This is a genomic window from Asanoa hainanensis (assembly GCF_900188485.1).
In the GTDB taxonomy this organism is placed as follows: Bacteria; Actinomycetota; Actinomycetes; order Mycobacteriales; family Micromonosporaceae; genus Asanoa; species Asanoa hainanensis.
The window spans coordinates 297,777-315,798 of record NZ_FZPH01000004.1; the positions used below are offsets into that span (position 1 = coordinate 297,777).

Below are 18,022 nucleotides of genomic sequence, written 5' to 3' on the forward strand. Positions count from 1 at the left end.
AAGACCTCAGGCGGGAACGGAGATCCCGACACCGCCTCGCGTCTGGCCGCCGTAGCGCGCCTTCTCCGCCGCCAGGTCGAGCCGGCCGATCCGCCGGCGCGCGTCCAGGGCGGCGTCGTCGAGCTTGTCGGCCGGGATCAGCCAGACGATCTCGAACTCGAGCCCGTCCGGGTCCCGGCCGTAGAGCGACTTGGTGCTGCCGTGGTCGGAAGAGCCGACGAGGGCGCCCGCGGCGGACAGCCGCTCGGCGGTCGCCGAGAGCTCGTCGAGCGTGTCCACCTCCCAGGCGAGGTGGTAGAGGCCGACGGTGGCCCGCCCGGCCGGCGACGGCCCGGCCCCGGCGACCTCGAACAGCCCGAGGTCGTGGTCGTTGGTCGAGTCCTTCGCCTGGAGGAACGCGGCGCCGGCGAACCCGTCGGGCGTCATCGCGACCTTCGTGAAGCCGAGCACGTCCTGGTAGAAAGCGACGCTGCGCGCCAGGTCACTGACGAAGAGGACCGCGTGGTTGAGTCGGTGGATGCCCATGCGCTCCACGGTAGCGCGGTTTAGTTGAGTGTTCAACTAAGCGCGTATGATGTCACCATGACGCGATGGTTGGACGACCAGGAGCAGGCGACCTGGCGTGCGTTCCTCGGTGCGACCCGGGCCCTGATGGACGCCCTCGACCGCGAGCTGCAGCACGAGGCCGGCATGCCGCACGCCTACTACGAGATCCTGGTCCGGCTCTCCGAGGCACCCGAGCACAACATGCGGATGAGCGAGCTCGCCGACGCCTGCGGGTCGTCCCGCAGCCGGCTCTCGCACGCGGTGGCCCGGCTCGAGGAGTCCGGCTGGGTGCGCCGCCAGGACTGCCCCACCGACCGCCGCGGCCAGCTCGCCGTGCTCACCGACGAGGGGATGCGCCGGCTCACCGAGGCGGCACCAGGGCACGTCGAAGGCGTACGCGGCCATCTGTTCGACCAGCTGACTCCGAGCCAGGTCGGCGAGCTGCGCCGGATCAGCGACGCGATCATCGGCGGGCTCAAGGAGCAGCGCACATAAGGGACGTGCGCCATGCGCACGAACGGACGACTTCGACCGGCGCAACCCCAGGTCACGTAGGGTCCGGTCAATATCTCGGCCAACTGGCTCTTGTACAGAACGTCGCCGGACAAGCACGATGAGGCGATGTCCATCGGCCTCGGTGACCTCACCACGCGGGCGCAGGACCGGATCCACGCCGGTGACCTCGCCGGCGCGGAAGAGCTGCTCGGCAGCGCCCTCGCCACGGCCGACCCGTCCCCGTCGACCGCGACCGACGAGCTCGCCCTGGCCGCCGCGCTGCAGGCCAAGGTGCTGCTCTCGCTCGGTGAGGCGCACGGCGCCCGGGGCTGGGCGTCCTACGCCTACTCGGCGACCACCCGGCTCTACGGCGCGCACGACCCGCGCACCGTCGACACCGCCACCACGTTCGCCGCGGTGCTGCACCGGGTCCACGCGCACGAGCGGGCGGCCCGGCTCTACCACGACGTGATCCTGGAGCTGTCCGCCGCCGAGGGTCCCGAGTCCGCGCGCGTGCTGGCCGTCCACGCCGACCTGGCCACCGTCGAATACGCCCGGGGCGACTGCGCCGCCGCCCGCGCCCGGCTCGAAGACGCCTGGGAGATGCATCGCGAGGTCTACGGCGACGACCGGCCGGCGGGCATCCGCATGCTGGCCAAGCTCGGCGCGATGGAGCGCGACTGCGGGCGGCTCGACGCCTCCCACGCGCACCTCGCGCTCGCCCAGGAGCTGTGCCGCACCCACCTGCCGCCCGACCACCCGCTGATCGCCCAGGTCGCCGCGTTGGCCCGGGCGGCGGCGGATCCCAACCACGTCTGCGCGGTCGAAGACAGCGAGCGCGTCGCCACGGCGGGCTCGGGGCCGCCCCCGCCCCGCTCGCCGATCTCCCCCGCCGGCACCGGCTACGCCCGCCCGTTCACGCCGGTGCCCGAGCACATCCCGCCGGTCGTCCCGCAGCCGATGACCCCGCCGCCGGTGGCGCCGACCCCGGTCGCCCCGCCACCCGTGGCCCCGGCCCCGGTCACGCCGACCCTGAGCGACGGCTTCGGCAGCGGCTCCGCCCTGGACGGCGACGACGCCGGGCCGGTCGGGCCACGGCACGCGGCCGACGACGAGGTGCCGGACCGCTTCGCGCCCGGCTCCGATCTGCGCGACGCGTACGCCACAGAGACCTATCCCCCGGACACCGAACCGCCGCCGGAGGCCTGGTCGCCGCCCGCGCAGCGCGCCCCGGAGCGCCCGCTGTGGCCCGACGAGGCGCAGCCGGGCAACCGCACCGGGTGGGCCCAGCACGCCAGCGACCAGGCCCGGTCGGAATGGGCCCGCCAGCGGGAGCCGACGCCCGGCGACGAGGTCTGGCGCCGGCAGGAGAGCTGGGACAGCACCAGCAGCGAGACCTGGGACGACCCGGGCGGGGAGGGCTGGGACGACGGCACGGGGTGGTACGCCCGACCGGACGACGAGGCCTGGGCGGCGCGGCGACACGACGACGAGCGCTGGGCGCAGCCCTCGGCGGAGTCGGAGGAGCCACCGGAGCCCGAGCCGAACCAGAACTGGGACCGGGCAGCCTGGGGCACCGATCCTGGTGCGGCTCTCCTGCCGGAAGCGGATCCGACCTACCCCCGTCAGCTCGAGGCCGGCGAAGAGGCCGAGCGCCGCGCGGCACGCCTACCGGAGCGCCGCCTGTCCGGGCTGGCCGTCCCCGACAGGCGGCCCAGGCGCCGGGTGACCCCGCTGGTGGTCGCCGGCCTGCTGGTCGTCGTGCTCGGCGCCGTCGCGGTGATCGCCGGGTTCGCGCTGATCGACCGCGACGGCACGGGCACCGGCTCGGTTGCCCAGCCGACCACGGCCCGAAGCGCGCCGGCCACCAGCACGGCGCCGCCGCCGACCACCGCGTCGCCGACCGCCCGTCCGGGCACCCCGCCGAGCGGTGTCGCCCTGGACGACGGCACCGACCAGGTGACGCTGCGCTGGAAATACCCGGTCGGCGCCGATGGGACGGTCGTGGTGTCAGCGGGCCGCACGGGCCAGCAGGCGCGCCCGATCGAGCAACTGCCCGCCGGCAGCGACAACTTCGTCGTCTACGGGCTCGACCCGACCAGCGACTACTGCTTCGTCGTGGGCGTGAACTATCCGGCCGGCGTGGTCGGCCGGGCCAAGCCCGTCTGCACCGACCGCGGCTGAGGGGTTTCCGGCCCGGCCTCGGCGATCGCCGCCGCCGGCAGCCGCACGGTGGCCACGAGGCCCGGCGCCGCGTCGTCGAGGGTGACCGTGCCGCCGTGCCGGGCGACCAGCTCGCGCACGATCGACAGCCCGAGCCCCGCTCCGCCGGCGTCCCGGGCCCGCGCGTCGTCGAGCCGGGTGAACCGGTCGAACACCCGCTCGCGGTCGGCCTCCGGGATGCCGGGGCCGTCGTCGGTCACCGTGATCTCCACCTGGTCGCCGGCCAGCGTGGCGGCGAGCTCGACCCGCGACCGGGCGTGCCGGACCGCGTTGTCGACCAGGTTGGCCACCACCCGGTCGAGCGCGGCCTCGTCACCGACCGTCCACGGCGCTCCGGCGACCGGCCGCAGGGTGACCCTCGCGGGATAGCGGGCGGCGATGCCGGCGAGCAGCGCAACCACGTCCACGGGGCCGGTCACCGGGTCGGGGCGGCCGGCCAGGTCGTCGGAGCGGGCCAGCAGCAGCAGGTCGTCGACCAGGCCGCCGAGCCGGCGCACGTCGGCCAGCAGGTCCTCGGTGTCGGGCGCCTCGCCGAGCCGCTGCGCCACCTCGAGCTCGGTGCGCAGGTTGGTCAGCGGCGAGCGCAGCTCGTGCGCGGCGTCGGCCACGAACGCCCGCTGCCGGGCCCGCGCGCCTTCGAGCCGGGCGAGCATGCCGTTGAGCGTCACGGCCAGCCGGTGGATCTCGTCCCGGGACGCCGGCAACGGCAGCCGGTCGGCCCGGGCGCCGTCGGTGATCGCTTGCGCGCCGGCCCGCAGCGTCTCGACGGGGCGCAGCGTCGCCCCGATCACCCGCCAGGCGATCGCCGCGAGCAACACCACCAGCAGGGGGTACGCGATCAGCAGCGAGTGCTTGAGCAGGTCGACGGCGCGGACCAGGTCGCCGAGGGACTTCGCGACCAGCACGGTGCGCGGCTCGGCGGGCGTGCCGGCCTCCACCGCGACCACCTGCACCGGGCCCGTGACCCCGATCCGCTGCCCGTCGATGTAGACGCTGTGCGGCTCGTCGCTGCCGCGCGGCGGCCGCTCGCCCGGGTAGAGGAAGGGCACGAGCCGGTCGGCACCCAGGGACGCGGCGACCACGCGACCCTGGCCGTCGATCACCTGGGCGCGTACGTCGTCGCCCGTGACCGGCAGCGGATCGGGCAGCGAGTCGGCGGCGATCAGCTCGGCCAACGAGGCGGCCGTCCTGGTCGCGGCGTCCTCCGCGCCCCGGTGCAGGGTGCTGCCGAGCACGGTGACCAGCAGCACGCCGCCCACCAGCAGCCCCGCGACCAGGCCGGAGACGCCGACCACCATCAGCCGGCCGCGCAGGCTGAGCCGGCGCCAGACCCGCGCCGGTTTCACGGCGCCAGCCGGTAGCCGGCGCCGCGGACCGTCTCCAGCCGCTCCCGGCCGATCTTGCGGCGCAGGTAGCCGACGTAGACCTCGACCGCGTTCGGCGCGGTGTCGAGGCTGGCGTCCCAGACGTGGTCGAGCAGCTCGGTCTTCGAGACGACCTCGCCGGGCCGGCGCATCAGGTATTCGAGCAGCGCGAACTCGCGCGCGGTCAGTCCGACCGCCGCGCCGCCGCGGGTCACCGCGCGCTGCGCCGGGTCGAGGCTGAGGTCGCCGACCTCCAGCACGGCCGGCCGGGCGGGCGCGCCGCGACGCAGCAGGGCGCGCAGGCGGGCGAGCAGCACGACGTACGAGAAGGGCTTGGTCAGGTAGTCGTCGGCGCCGCAGTCGAGCCCGTCGGCCTGGTCGTACTCGCCGTCCTTGGCCGAGAGCATCAGCACCGGCAGCCAGCGGTCCTCGGCCCGCAGCGCGCGGACCACCCGGTAACCGGACAGGCCGGGCAGCATCACGTCGAGGATCATGGCGTCGTACTCGCCGTGCCGGGCCAGCTCCAGCCCGCTGGGCCCGTCGCCGGCCACGTCGACCGCGAAGCCCTCGGCCTGCAGCCCACGCTGCAGCGCCGACGCGAGTCGCGCCTCGTCTTCGACCACCAGCAACCGCACCAGCAAAGCGTGCCATCCCGGAGCCATCGGTTGACAGCTCTCTCAGCCGCGTCACAGCCGGCGCCCGGCATCATGGTCCGCAGGAGGTATCCGACCATGTCTGTCCTGAGCAAGCGTCCGGTGCTGCGCTGGCTGGTTCCGGCCACCGCCGCCGCCGCCGTCATCGGTGGTGGTGCCGCGGTGGCCACCGTCGCCGGCGCCGCCGACCCGACCCTCCCCGACCGATCCGCCGCCCAGCTCCTCGTCGACCTGCAGACCGCTCGCCTGGACGGCCTGTCCGGCACCGTCGTGCAGCGGGCCGACCTCGGCCTGCCGCCGATCGCCAGCCTCGCCGGCATGCTCGGCGACGCCAACTTCGCCTCGCTCGTCGACGGCCAGCACACCCTGCGGGTCTGGTACGCCGGCCCCGACAAGGCCCGCGTCTCGCTGCTCGGCGGCGACGCCCAGACCGACGTGATCCGCAACGGCTCCGACACCTGGCTGTGGAGCAGCCGGTCGAAGACCGCCACCCACGGAAAGATCAAGGACGGCGACGGCGACCACGGGGCGCCGCCGGCCGGGCTGCCGACCTCTCCCCAGGAGGCGGCCGACCTCGCGCTGAAGGCGATCGAGCCGAGCACCCAGGTCAGCGTCGGGCGCTCCACGAAGATCGCCGGGCGCGACGCGTACGAGCTGAACCTGACCCCGAAGGACCACGCGTCGCTGGTCGGCCAGGTGTCCATCGCGATCGACGCGACCGAGCACGTGCCGCTGCGGTTCCGCGTCTACCCGGCCGCGTCCGACAAGGCCGCGTTCGAGGTCGCCTTCACGATGGTCGACTTCAACCGGCCCGACGACGCCCAGTTCGTCTTCAACCCGCCGGCCGGCACCAAGGTCACCGAGTTCGACGACGCGGTCAAGGCCGCCGAGGGCAGCAAGGACGGCAAGGCGCTGCAAGACAAGATCGCCAAGGAGCGGCAGCAGCCCGCGAAGAAGGGCGACGGGCCGACGATCATCGGCACCGGCTGGACCACCGTGGTGATGGCCAAGCTCGACCAGGGCGGCGGCGACGAGCCCGGGATCGCCGGTCTGCTCGGCCAGCTTCCCAAGGTCAACGGCGCCTGGGGCAGCGGGCGGCTGTTCACCAGCCACCTGGCGACCGGGCTCCTGACCGACGACGGCCGGGTGTTCTTCGGCGCGGTCAGCCCCGAGCGGCTCTACGAGGTGGCCGCCACCCACCGCTGACCAAGATCAGTTGGAGCGCCCGGCCACCGCTGGCCGGGCGCTCCGCCGCTCGCGGCACTACAGTTGCGCTGTGGGAATGGTGCATACCGTCGGGATCGTGCTGCATCCGAAACGCGACTCCGCCCCCGCCCTGGAGACCATCCTCAAGTGGGCGGGCAACCACGGCACCTCGGTGCTGGGGCTCGCCGACGACATCGCGCGCATCGACTGCAACGCGATCCCCGTCGACCCGGAGACGCTGGCCAGCAAGTCGACCATCCTGGTCAGCCTCGGCGGCGACGGCACCATGCTGCGCAGCATGCGGCTGGCCGCCGGCACCAAGACCGCCGTGCTCGGGGTCAACCTCGGCAAACTGGGCTACCTGGCCGAGATCGACGTCGAAGACCTGCCGTGGGCGCTCTCCGCGATCGACAACAAGAAATTCACGCTGGAGCAGCGGCTCGCCGTCCGCACAACGCTGCCGGACGGCCGGGAAGTCACGGCTTTCAACGACATCGCCCTGGTACGCGTGCCCGGCGACGGATCGGCCGCCGTCGGCGTGGGCATCCTCGGCGTCCCGTTCGTCCGGTACGCGGCCGACGCGGTGATCGTGGCGACCCCGACCGGCTCGACGGCGTACGCGTTCTCGGCCGGCGGCCCGATCGTCTCCCCGAACCTGGAGGGCGTGCTGGTCGTGCCCTCGTCCCCGCACTCCTCGTACAACCGGGCCCTGATGCTCTCGGTCGACGAGACCCTGAGCCTCGACGTGCTGGAGCGCAGCGGCCGGCTGGCGGTCGAGGTGGACGGCGGCGTGGCCACCTACGTGGGCCCCGGCGACCGCCTCGACGTCAACGCGGTGCCCGGCGCCGCCCGGGTGATCCGCCTGGGCCACACCACGTTCTCGGAACGCGCCCGCCGCAAGCTCCGCGTCACCGGCAGCGCCGAGGTCGACTGACCCGACCCCGGCGCCACCGGCCTGTCTCAACTGGCGGTGCAGGTGGCTGTCGGGGCCGTGTTGCTGCCGGTCCACGACGCCAGGAAGCCGAACGTCGCGCTCGCGCCGGCTCCGAGGTTGCCGTTGTAGGACACGTTGCGCGCGCTCACCGCGCTGCCCGAGGTGGTCAGCGTGGTGTTCCAGGACTGGGTGACCCGCTGGCCGTTGGCCCAGGTCCAGCCGACCGTCCACGCGCTGATCGCGGCGCTGCCCGCCGTGACCGTGACCTCACCCTGGAACCCACCCGGCCATGAGCCGATCACCCGGTACGCGGCCGAGCAGCCGCGGGCCGGCGGTGGCGTGGTCGGTTGGGTGGTCGGGGTCGAGGTGGGCGTGGACGTCGGCGTCCCGGTCGGACCGCCGCCGCCGAACACGGTCGCCTCGCGCGAGGTCGACCGGATCCCGTTGGCGCCGTCGATGATCCGCTGGCCCCAGCTCGTCGGCCTAGTTGGGTCGAAGCCGGTCACCATGTCCAGGTATTCGACGCCGCCGCCGTTGCCGCTCCACGACCAGCCGATGTAGCCGATCCGGTTGGCCTGCGTGTAGGACATGATCGTGTCCTCGTCGGGGTTGCCGTCGGAGTGGTTGAAGCCGAACTCGCCGACCACGATCGGCAGCCCGGCCGTGCGGAACCGGCCCAGGTAGTCGGTGATCTCGGCCGCCGTGTCGAACACGCCGTACATGTGGATGCTGAACACGGTGTTGCGGTCGGGATCCGCGGCGAACACGCTGGCCGCGTTGTCGCGCATCTCGAAGCGCCAGTCCTGGCCCCAGTTGGGCGCGTCCACCATCAGCGTGTGGTCGAAACCGGCGGTGCGCATCCGCTGGATCGCCGTGGTGGTCGCCTGGGTCCAGGTAGGACTGACCGCGTTGTTGCCGACCGGCTCGTTGCCGATGTTGATGATCACATAGCGCTCCTGGCCGGCCAGCACGTCGCGCAGGCTGATCCAGTAGTCGACGGCCGTGGACAGCGGCACGGAGCCGCTCTGCTCGCCGTACCCCGTCGTGTCGTGGTTCTCCAGCACGCAGATCAGGCGGTTCTGCCGGCACAAGCTGACCACGTTGGACACGTCGGAGGCGCTGTTGGCGGGCCAACGGCCGCCGCTGAGCACGACCCGCACGGTGTTGGCGCCGGTCGCCTTGATGTCGGCGAACGCCCGGGTCTGGCTCTGGTACCAGGTGTGGGCGTGGCTGACGCCGCGCATCACGAACTCGGTGCCGTTGGCGTCGTAGAGGCGCCCGTTGGTGACGGTGAAGCCGGTCGCGGCGCGGGCCGGCGAGCCGACGGTGAGGACGAACATGGCCGCGAGGGCGGCCGCGGACAGGGCCGTGACGACGGCCAGGAGTCTTGGTCGCATTCATGCCTTCTCAGGGGAGACGTGACAAGGGCTGGCAGCTGGCCCGACAGCTGCCGCCCGGCTCCCTGGGGCGTCGACTCACAGTAGGGCCGCCGACCCGGACAGGTCAACCGGTTAAGTTGACGGTCACCGATGCGATCAGCAGCCCTGGCGCCGCTTTCCAACGACCCTCGAACCTGGTGCGCTCCCCCGCGCCGTCGACCAGCACGCGGGCGCTGAACGTGCCGTCCGCCGCGAACGCCACCCGGGCCTCCTCGAAGCCGAGCCAGCGCCCGGTCAGCGGGGACCAGGCCTTGTAGAGCGCCTCCTTGGCGCAGAACAGCAGGCGGTCCCAGTGCGGTCCGCCAGTGGGCAGCGCGGCCCGCTCGGCCGGGTCCGCGACCAGGTCCAGCACCCCGGCGGGCAGCGGCTCGTCGGGCTCCGCGTCGATGCCGAGCCCTGCTACGTCCGTGACGCGGGCCACGGCGGCGGCCCGGTAGCCGGCGCAGTGCGTCAGGCTGCCCACGATGCCGGGCGGCCAGACCGGCCCGCCGTTCGGCCCACGCGGCAACGGCACCGCCGGCACGCCCAACAGCGCGAGGGCGTCCCGGGCGCACAGCCGCGTCGTGGCGAACTCCAGCCGGCGCTTGGCCACCGCCCCGGCCACGGCCGCCTCCTCCACCGGGAACAGCGGCGCCGGGTCGTTGTCGTCGCGGCGCTCCACGGCCACCGCACCGGGCGGCAGCAGGTCGGCGAGCACGCTGGCGAGGATATCGGGATCGCCCGCGTTCCTCCGGTCATTCCGATGGCTGCAACGGGAAGCTATTTCGGCGTGGCGGCGTTGTCATTGGTTCGTGATCGACGTTCCGCTCTCCGTGCTCGATGTCGCCCCCGTCGCCGCCAACGGCTCGCCCGGTGAGGCGCTCGCCCATACGACCGCCCTCGCCCGGCGCACCGAGGAGCTCGGCTTCCGCCGGTTCTGGGTGGCCGAGCACCACAACATGCCGGCCATCGCCTCCTCCGCGCCCGCCGTGCTGCTGGCCCACCTGGCGGCCAACACCTCGACGATCCGGGTCGGCTCCGGCGGCGTGATGCTGCCGAACCACGCCCCGCTGGTGGTGGCCGAGCAGTTCGGCACGCTGGCCGCGCTGCACCCGGGCCGGATTGACCTCGGCATCGGCCGGGCGCCCGGCACGGACCAGGCGACCGCGCTGGCGCTGCGCCGCACGGTCGAGGGGCTCTCCGCGGAGCAGTTCCCGCAGGAGCTGGCCGATCTGATCAACTTCTTCACGGAGGACGACCCGGGCGCGATCGTCGCCTCGCCGGGCGCCGGCCTGACCCCGGACGTGTGGCTGCTCGGCTCCAGCGGCTACAGCGCGCAGCTCGCCGGGCTGCTCGGGCTGCCGTTCGCCTTCGCGCACCACTTCAGCGCCCAGAACACGCTGCCGGCGCTGGCCCTCTACCGGGACCGGTTCACGCCGTCGCGCTGGCTGGACGAGCCGTACGCGATGGTCGCGGTCTCCACGGTGGTCGCGGACACCGACGAGCGGGCACGCTACCTGATGGGGCCGGCGGGGCTGTCGTTCCTGCGGATGCGCCAGGGCCGCCCACAGCCCCTCGCGACGCCGGAGGAGGCCGCCGCCGTCTCGTACACCGAGGTGGAGCAGATCTTCATGAACGACCGCCTGGTCGGGCAGGCGATCGGCTCGCCGGCGACCGTCGAGGCGCAGCTGGGCGCACTGCTCGAGTCGACCAAGGCGAACGAGCTGATGCTCACCACCATGGTGTACGACGTCGAGGACCGGATCCGCTCCTTCGAGCTCGTGTCTCAGCTCACGTAGACGTTGGGCCGGGCCGGCTGCCCCATCCCGTTGCCGATGAAGAAGCTGGGATGGGGCGGCTGGTTGTAGGCGGTGTTCTGCCACGCCAGCGCGACCCGGTACTGCGGGTCGTGGGCCAGGGTGTGGATCCGGCGGTCGGTCGCGGTCGGCGTCGCGTAGATCCGCAGCGCCGCGCTCTCGGTGGTGCGCCAGATCACCTCCTCGCGCCAGTCGCCGAGGATGTCGCCGGCCAGGGCCGGGGTGGCCTTGGTGCCGTTGTTGCTGGCCACGCCCGAGCCGGTGAGCAGCCGGGTGTCGCCGCCGGTGCCGTACTTGTCGATCCGGGTCTGGTCGAGCAGCTCCCGCACCGGGTCGCCGTCCCACCAGATGACGAAGTTGGCTGACGACGGCTTGCGGCCGATGTTGGCGCCGCTGGTCGAGCGGAGCCCGTCGACGGCCGACGACCAGGACTCGGCGCCGGGGCTGCCGGCGTAGACGTCGGCGGCCACGCCGCGCCCGTTGTCGCCGGCCGGCGCGGTCGACCAGAGCACCTGGCCGGTGCGGGCGTCGGCGAACCAGGACGCGGGCTTGCTGCTGTCCTCGGAGACCTTGAAGTACTCGAGCCCGGGCCTTCCCGGGTCGAGGTCGCCGAGGTGGGCCGCGTCGCCGTGGTTGTTCCTAGTGTTCCACAGTGGAGCGCCGTTGTCGTCGATGGTCATCGCGCCGAACACGATCTCGTCGCGGCCGTCCGCGTCCACGTCACCGATCGTGAGGCTGTGGTTGCCCTGGCCCGCGTACGCGGATCCCGCGCTGTTGGAGTCGAACGTCCAGCGCCGCTGGAGGCTGCCGCTGCGGAAGTCGTACGCGACGATGACCGTGCGGGTGTAGTAGCCGCGGGAGACCACCAGCGACGGCCTGGTCCCGTCGAGATAGGCGGTGCCGGCGAGGAACCGGTCGACCCGGTTGCCGTAGCTGTCGCCCCAGCTGGACACGGTGCCGCGGGCCGGCACGTAGTCCACGGTGGACCTGGTCGCTCCGGTGCGTCCGTCGAACATCGTGAGGAACTCGGGACCTGAGAGCACGTAGCCACTGCTGTTGCGGTAGTCGGCGTTGGCGTCGCCGATCACCTGGCCCGTGCCGGAGCGGCTGCCGTCGGCGGTCTTCATGGCCACCTCGGCGGCACCGTCGCCGTCGTAGTCGTACACCTGGAACTGGGTGTAGTGCGCGCCCGCGCGGATGTTGCGGCCGAGGTCGATCCGCCACAACCTGGTCCCGTCGAGGCGGTACGCGTCGACGAACACCGGCCCGGTGTAGCCGGACTGCGAGTTGTCCTTGGCGTTGGACGGGTCCCACTTGAGCACGATCTCGAAGTCGCCGTCGCCGTCCAGGTCGCCGACGCTCGCGTCGTTGGCGCTGTAGGTGTAGGCCTCACCGGTCGGGGTGCTGCCGCCGGCCGGGCGCTGGATCGGCACGTCGAGGTAGCCGTTGGCGAACCGCAACGCGGCCGGGCTCGCCGCCTGCTCGACGCCGTTGACGACCGCGCGGATCGTGTAGGTCGCGTCGGCGGCGGCGCCCGCGTCGAGGTAGTTGGTGGTGGCCGTGATCGGCGTCGAGGTCAGCCTCGTGGTGCCGCGGTAGACGTGGAAGCCGGTGTTGGTCGCCTCGGTGCCGAGCAGGCGCCAGGAGACCAGGTTGTTGCTGCCCGATCGCACGCTGATGGCGCCGCGGTCGAGGTCCTCGACCTGCTTGGCCCCTTGTGGTGGCGGATTCTGCGTGGGCGGCGGAGTGCTGGGTGGCGGCGTGGTCGGCGCCGGGCTCGGGCTTGTCGCGCCCGTGCAGGCCGTGCCGTTCAGGGTGAACGTGGTCGGTGCCGGGTTGCTGCCGCTCCACGCGCCGTTGAAGCCGAACGCCGTGCTGCCGTTGGTCGGCAGGCTCGCGTTGTAGCCCGCGTCGCGGGCCGTCACGGCGGCGCCGGACTGGGTCACGGTCGCGTTCCACGCCTGGGTGACGGTCTGGCCCGCTGAGTAGCTCCAGGTCAGGGTCCACCCGGTGATCGGGTCGCCGAGGTTGGTGATGGCCACGTTCGCGCCGAAGCCGCCCTGCCACTGGTTCGGCACCGTGTAGTCGACCCGGCACCCCGCCGCCGCGGCGGCTGTGCCCACCGCGACGGCGAGGCTCGCGCCGAGAAGTGCGGTCGCCGTCACGACCGCTGTCCTCCTCATGACGAGCACCGGCTTCCGTTGACGGTCACCAGGCTCGGCGCGGGATTGGCGTAGGAGGACGACTGGGTGGCGTTGAAGCCGAACATGACGGTGGCTCCCGGTTGGATGCGGGCGTTGTAGGACTCGTTGCGGGCGGTCAGCACGGCGCCGGCCTGGCTCGCCTGGGCCATCCAGGCCTCCCGGAGCTTCTGGTCGCCGGTGAACGCGAACCGGGCGGTCCAGCCGTTGACCGACGCGGTGCCGGTGTTCCTGATGTCGAGCTGGCCGGTGAAGCCTTGGCCGCCCTGCCAGGTGCCGTAGTTGGTGTAGACCACGGTGCAGGTGACGGTCGGCTGCGTGCTCTGGTCCGCGAGGAACGACGCCACCCAGGCCAGAGCCGAGTTCCAGTTAACGGCCACTTCGTTGGTGGCGTACGAGTTGATGTCGTCGACGTAGCAGAACATCGGCGCGCAACCGTCCAGGAGCTGCTTGGCGAACGGGTCGTCGAGGCTGGCGTTGGCACCGCCGGCGATCGAGCCGGCCGGCGGGTGCGGCAGCGTCGCGTCGAGCTGGTTGGCGAAGATCCGGCTGTGCTGGTTCTCGGAGGCGTGCTCGCCCCAACCGGTCACATAGGACTGGTTGAGCGCGTTGCGGCCGAGGATGTAGTCCATCGCCTCGACCGCGCCGCTGCGGTACTTGGCCTGACCGGTCAGGTCGTACGCGGTCGCCAGCACCACGGCGTTGTTGAGGATGTTGCTGTTGCCGCCCCAGAAATAGGCGCCGGGTTCGCCGGGCATGGGCAGCCCGTAGGCCTGGCCGGCGGCTGTGGCGAGGTAGGTGTCGGCGGCTTGTCTCACCGACTCGCGTACCCGGGCCCGGTCCGGCAGTGCGTTCGGCACCGTCGCCAGGTCGAGCCGGCCCAGCGCCGCGGTGCTGCCCCAGCCGAAGCCGGTCGCGGTGAAGATGTCGCCGGTGTGGTGGGGGCTTGCCGTCAGGTCGTTCTGATAGGCGGTTGCGCCGGTGGTCAGGAAGAGCTCGGCCGCCGCCCAGTAGAACTCGTCGGTGACGTCGTTGTCGCTGTAGGCGCCGCCGCCGTTGCCGTCGTTCGCACTGGCGTAGACGGCGGGGTGGGCCTTGGCCGCGGCGTACGCGGCCTTCGCCGCGGTGAGCGCGCGGCCCGCGAAGGCCGGGTCGTATGGCGCCCAGAGCCGGGCACCCTGCGCCGCTGCCGCGGCCAGATTGAGCGTCGCGGCGGTCGACGGCGGGTGCAGCTCGCGCGGCTGCGGGTCGGCCTCCGGCGCGAGCGGCAGACCGGTCCAGTTCTGGTCGTGCAGCTTGTGGTGGGCCATGCCCGCGAGGGGTTGGCCGGCCGGCACCTGCATGCGCATCAGCCATTCGAGCTCCCAGCGCGCCTCGTCGAGGACGTCCGGGACCTGGTTGCCGCGCTCGGGCACCCGCAGCGTGCCGTCGGCCAGGGCGGCGCCGAAGCCGGCCGTGGGCGCGGTCTTCGTGCGCTCGTACGTGCTCAGCAGCTGGGCGGTGGCGATGCCGCCGTTGACGACGTACTTGCCGTGGTCGCCGGCGTCGTACCAGCCGCCGCGGGCGTCCATCCGGTATGCGCAGACGCCGGGCTGGCAGGGCACGTCGGTGTCGCCCTGGTTGGGCGCGACGCCGAGGTGGCCGGCCGGTCGGGCGTACTGGTCGCCGACCAGGTCGCCGTCGATCGCGATGCCGCTGCGCTGGATGTAGAAGAACTGCAGCGAGTCCTTCCGCAGCTGGGCGTAGAGGGTTTTCGTGACGTCGAAGGGGTGGCTGGTCTCGCCGTCGGCGGTCAGGGTGAGGTTGCTCGCCTCCGCGGCGTACCCGGTGAAGTCGATGGTGTGGGTGTTCTGGCCGGATGCCGGGTCCACGCCTTTCGGCGTCGTGCTGCCGCTGCGCACGGTCGCGCCCGCGCTGTTCTTGAGCTGCCAGGGCAGCGGTGCGGTCGCGTCGGTCACGAGGGTGGCGCGCTTCGGGCCGTCGGGGAGGTAGCCGACCTGGTTGACCCGCACGCGCGGCCCGGTGTCGGGCACGTAGGGCGGCTCGGGCTCACCGCCGCGCAGCGAGACGTTGTCGAGGCAGAGCTCGTAGCCGGCCGCGTTGCCGCCGACCTGGAACGCGACCTGCCCGGCCGGGGTGTCGTCGGGGGCGGTGAAGGTGAACTCGTAGTTCTCTTGGATGGCCGTCATTTCCAGGTCACGGCTGAAATAGCCGGTGTACGGCTCGGCGCCGAGCTGGACGGCCACGCGTACGGTCGCGCCCGGATCGGCTGCCGCTTGGAAGCTCAGGGTGTATGCGGCGCCGGCGGTGAGGCGGACGTCGTTCTGGCCCACGCCGCCGTCCCAGGGGTTGGCCAGCCCACCGGGCACGATCGAGCACAGCTGTCCATTCTCGACGGTGGTGCTGGTGGTGCCGTAGGAGTACCAGCCCGCGGTGCCGTCGGCGAAGTCGCCGTTCTCGATCTGCTCGGGGTCCAGGTCGCCGTCGCTGGTCAGGCTGACGTCGTCGAGGCAGAAGGTGTACGGGTCGGCCTTGCCGCCGAGCTGAAACGTGAACGTGCCGTCGGCGGCGGTGAGCCCGCTGGTGAATTCGTGCGTCTGGGCTGTGTTGTCGGGTCTCACCTGGGTCGACAGGACGGTGGTGTACGGCGCGGCGTTGAGCTGGACGTTGGCCGTGACGGTGGTTTCGATGGTGGCGTCGGCGGTGAACGCGAGCGCGTACGCGGCACCGTCGGTCAGCGGGATGCCGTTGTGGCCGATGGCGACGTCCCAGGGGTTGGCGGTCCCGCCGGGCACGTCGACACAGAGCCGGCCGTCGCGTACCGCCAGGGTGGTGTTGCCAGTCGACCACCAGGGCGCGGTGCCGGCGTCGAACGTGCCGTTGGCGATGTGCTCCACGGGAGCGGCAGCCGCGGGCGCGGCGATGCCGACGAGCCCGGCGGCGAAGAGCACGATGACGGCGGCGGCGGCAGTCTTCACGAGCCGTCCCTTCCCGTAAGAGATAGACAGTCATCCTTGGAAGCGCTCCCATGTTGCCATCGGGTTTCAGCACTGTCAATGTCGCGGTCCGGGTTTAGCGCGCGCCCAGGAGGTCGTCGAGGCTGGCCGCCAGGGCGCGAAGCTGGGCGAGGGTTCGTCGCACCTGGTCGCGTGACTCCGGTTCTGGTCTGGTCGCGTGATAGTCCAGCCAGCCGCCCTGCGCGGCCACCCAACCGGCGAAGATCCAGGGCTCGTTGGGGATGGTGAGACCGCTTCGCACGCTGTAGGCGCGCAACGCGCCGGCGAAGACCGCCTTGTCGCCGCCTGCCCAATCGAGCGCGAGCCCGGCGGCCTCCTGCACCGCACCGGTCGGCCCGGCGGCGTCCCAATCGAGGGCGAACAGCGTGCCGTCCGCGCTGCGCAGGGTGTTCTTCCGGTCCAGGTCGCAGTGACTGTCGACGATCAGCGTCGGTCCGGACTCGACCCGCCGGGTGAGCTCCACCAGATCGGCGCCGTAGCGGTCCGCCGTCCAACCGGGCTCGGCTGTCCCTGGTCGCCTCTCGCCGACCGCGTGGATGTCGGCCAGCAGGGTGGCGGCCTCGTTCGCGGTGGCCCGTCCGGGTTCGCCGTCGACCCAGCGGTGCACGCGGTAGAGGCTCTGGCCGACCTCTGCGAGCGCGCGTCCTGTGTCCGGCACGGGGATCGGCTCCGGCATCGGCACGCCGGCCGCCCAGGCCCGTCGCTCGACGGCGTAGGCCGCCTCGACGTTGTCGACGAAGTCGGGCCGGTCGGCGTTGATCACCATCCGCTTGACCGCGAAGATCCGGTCAGCGGTGGTCAGCCGCCACAGCTCGTTGGACAACCCACCCTCGACCCGCACGGCCGGCGCTACCGGCCGCCCCAACCCGAACCGCCGCGCCACCGCCTCGCCGTCCACCACCAGATCGTCGCGCGGGCGGGACTTGGGTGGCGATCCGGGCCTGGACCGCACCAACCGGAGGCGGGGCCCCGCAAGCTCTCACCGCGCCGCGACGAACTCGCCGTCGTGGGAAGCGCCACCCTCAACACCGCTCCGCCAGCGGCTCCACCCCGCGACCACCGGAACGGCCACACGGAGGCTCGACCCCGCAAACTCTCACCGCGCCCCGACGAACTCGCCAACGCACGAAACGCCACCCTCAACACCGCTCGCACAGCGGCCCGGGCTGGACCCCGCGACCAGCGGAACGGCTCGACCCCGCAGGCTCTCACCGCGCCGCGACGAACTCGCCAACGCACGAAACGCCACCCTCAACACCGCTCGCACAGTGGCCCGGGCTGGACCCTCGCGGCTGGCAGTGCGGCCACACGGAGGCCCCGCCCCGCAAACTCTCACCGCGCCGCGACGAACTCGCCGACGCATGAAAGGCGACCCGCGACACCCCGGGACAGCGGCCCGGGCTGGACCCTCGCGGCCGGCAGTGCGGCCACACGGAGGCCCGCCCCGCAAGCTCCCACCGGGCCGCGGCGAACTCGCCGACGCGCGAACCCGCGACAGCGCCCGGACGGCGGCCCGGGGCGTAGGTCAGCCCTCCGCGGTGCCCCTATGGTTGGCGCCTGGGTGGCGGTCCGCTAAGCGTTCGGCTTGGGCGGCGTGGCCGGGGAACCACACGCCGAACCACTGCTCGGCGCCGAACGCTTCGAAGCGCGTCTCCTCGACGAAGCCGAGCTTCTCCGCGAGGCGCATCGAGCGGTCGTTCGCACTCTGGGTCACGAGCACGATCGGCTCGCCCGGGCACGCGCCGGCGAACCAGTCGAGGGCCGCAGCACAGGCCTCGGCCGCGTATCCGTACCCCCATGCCTTGGGCAGGAACAGGTAGCCGAGATCGACCTCTCCCCGCTCCGGACGGACCCGGTCCTTCGGCCCCAGGTTGCGGCGCTCGAGCATGACTGTGCCGATCATCGCTCCGTCGAGCTCGACGACGAACACCCCCACCCGGCGGCCGGGCACCTCGGGCGTTCGCTCCAACTCGTCCGGCGGCCGCGCGCCGCCGACATAGGCGCCCACTTCCGGCGAGCCGAGCAACTCGATGAACGCGGGACGGTCGCGGGCTTCGGACTCACGAAGCACAAGCCGCTCGGTCCTGATCGGAGCCGGAGGCCAATGGTCTGCCATGGACGCAGACTAGCTACATCGATCAAGCTTGC

Annotated in this window: 14 protein-coding genes; 5 read left to right on the forward strand and 9 right to left on the reverse strand. The window is 72.7% G+C overall.

Annotated elements, in window-relative coordinates:
• Positions 1-6: 6 nt before the first annotated feature.
• The gene (locus CHC05_RS12445) at positions 7-525 is read right to left on the reverse strand and encodes a VOC family protein (RefSeq protein WP_089248063.1); all 519 of its coding nucleotides are present in this window, start codon (positions 523-525) and stop codon (positions 7-9) included.
• Between the two features lie 57 nt (positions 526-582).
• Here CHC05_RS12445 and CHC05_RS12450 point away from each other — a divergent pair, with 57 nt between their 5' ends.
• A complete protein-coding gene (locus CHC05_RS12450) occupies positions 583-1,041 on the forward strand; it encodes a MarR family winged helix-turn-helix transcriptional regulator (RefSeq protein WP_089248065.1) in 459 nt (152 codons plus the stop codon).
• 126 nt (positions 1,042-1,167) lie between these two features.
• Positions 1,168-3,225 carry a tetratricopeptide repeat protein gene (locus tag CHC05_RS41435; protein ID WP_179266151.1) on the forward strand — a complete coding sequence of 686 codons (2,058 nt, stop codon included), beginning with the start codon at positions 1,168-1,170 and terminating at the stop codon, positions 3,223-3,225.
• Here the strand turns inward: CHC05_RS41435 and CHC05_RS12460 are convergent.
• Together CHC05_RS12460 and CHC05_RS12465 are read right to left on the reverse strand one after the other, a co-directional pair.
• A complete protein-coding gene (locus CHC05_RS12460; RefSeq protein WP_089248628.1) occupies positions 3,171-4,562 on the reverse strand; it encodes an ATP-binding protein in 1,392 nt (463 codons plus the stop codon). The genes CHC05_RS41435 and CHC05_RS12460 overlap by 55 nt on opposite strands.
• Positions 4,563-4,606: 44 nt before the next feature.
• Positions 4,607-5,263, reverse strand: a complete 657-nt coding sequence (locus CHC05_RS12465; RefSeq protein WP_089248630.1) for a response regulator transcription factor — start codon at positions 5,261-5,263, stop codon at positions 4,607-4,609.
• A gap of 96 nt (positions 5,264-5,359) precedes the next feature.
• On the opposite strand from CHC05_RS12465, the gene CHC05_RS12470 reads away from it, so the two are divergent.
• A complete protein-coding gene (locus CHC05_RS12470) occupies positions 5,360-6,487 on the forward strand; it encodes a LolA family protein (protein ID WP_089248067.1) in 1,128 nt (375 codons plus the stop codon).
• A gap of 76 nt (positions 6,488-6,563) precedes the next feature.
• Entirely contained in the window at positions 6,564-7,421 is an 858-nt protein-coding gene (locus tag CHC05_RS12475) for an NAD(+)/NADH kinase (RefSeq protein ID WP_089248069.1), read from the forward strand.
• Positions 7,422-7,447: 26 nt separating this feature from the next.
• On the opposite strand, the gene CHC05_RS12480 is transcribed toward CHC05_RS12475, so the two are convergent.
• Positions 7,448-8,818 (reverse strand): cellulase family glycosylhydrolase, encoded by a 1,371-nt coding sequence (locus CHC05_RS12480; protein WP_089248071.1) that lies wholly within the window; start codon positions 8,816-8,818, stop codon positions 7,448-7,450.
• A gap of 106 nt (positions 8,819-8,924) precedes the next feature.
• Positions 8,925-9,557 (reverse strand): 4'-phosphopantetheinyl transferase family protein, encoded by a 633-nt coding sequence (locus tag CHC05_RS12485; protein WP_089248073.1) that lies wholly within the window; start codon positions 9,555-9,557, stop codon positions 8,925-8,927.
• Between the two features lie 94 nt (positions 9,558-9,651).
• On the opposite strand from CHC05_RS12485, the gene CHC05_RS12490 reads away from it, so the two are divergent.
• Complete coding sequence (locus CHC05_RS12490) at positions 9,652-10,638, forward strand: LLM class flavin-dependent oxidoreductase (RefSeq protein ID WP_089248075.1); 987 nt, start codon at positions 9,652-9,654, stop codon at positions 10,636-10,638.
• Here CHC05_RS12490 and CHC05_RS12495 read toward each other — a convergent pair.
• The 4 genes from CHC05_RS12495 to CHC05_RS12510 form a co-directional block, all read right to left on the reverse strand.
• Positions 10,626-12,839: a rhamnogalacturonan lyase family protein gene (locus tag CHC05_RS12495; protein ID WP_089248632.1), complete on the reverse strand. Its 2,214-nt coding sequence runs from the start codon at positions 12,837-12,839 to the stop codon at positions 10,626-10,628. The genes CHC05_RS12490 and CHC05_RS12495 overlap by 13 nt on opposite strands.
• The gene (locus CHC05_RS12500; RefSeq protein WP_245870803.1) at positions 12,836-15,835 is read right to left on the reverse strand and encodes a glycoside hydrolase family 9 protein; all 3,000 of its coding nucleotides are present in this window, start codon (positions 15,833-15,835) and stop codon (positions 12,836-12,838) included. The genes CHC05_RS12495 and CHC05_RS12500 overlap by 4 nt, the downstream gene beginning before the upstream one ends.
• Positions 15,836-15,929: 94 nt before the next feature.
• Positions 15,930-16,772, reverse strand: coding sequence for a phosphotransferase (locus tag CHC05_RS12505; protein WP_179266152.1), 843 nt, complete (start codon positions 16,770-16,772; stop codon positions 15,930-15,932).
• A gap of 627 nt (positions 16,773-17,399) precedes the next feature.
• Positions 17,400-17,990, reverse strand: coding sequence for a GNAT family N-acetyltransferase (locus CHC05_RS12510; protein ID WP_089248079.1), 591 nt, complete (start codon positions 17,988-17,990; stop codon positions 17,400-17,402).
• Between the last annotated feature and the right edge of the window lie 32 nt (positions 17,991-18,022).